We start from the raw sequence: 254 nt of genomic DNA, 5'->3' as shown, positions 1-254 counted from the left end.
ACTATCTTCTCAGCTATTTCATAGCGGCCTCGCCCAAGGGGACGGTGGTGAAGTTCAGCAGTTGGCAAGTTCTCTTCGCCGATCTTCTCATTCCGGCGCGCGCCCCGGTCGCCTTCCTGTTTCGCGAACCGACTGCTGTGATCGAGTCCATGCTCCAACGCCCGCCCTCCTGGGCGACGGCGTGGCTCGGCGACGGGCGAACCCCGCCGTCCTTGCGATCGCGCAATCTTGAGCCTTGGCAGGCCGCCGCTCTA

Annotated in this window: 1 protein-coding gene; it reads left to right on the top strand. The window is 63.8% G+C overall.

The features are described 5' to 3' along the window. The coding region (locus ACM0OW_RS25865) for a hypothetical protein (protein WP_414553584.1) at positions 1-254 on the top strand (254 nt) is incomplete at both ends.

The organism is Anabaena sp. CCY 0017, from assembly GCF_963920885.1.
Taxonomy (GTDB): domain Bacteria; phylum Cyanobacteriota; class Cyanobacteriia; order Cyanobacteriales; family Nostocaceae; genus Nodularia.
This window is presented reverse-complemented; position numbering and strand designations above follow the sequence as displayed.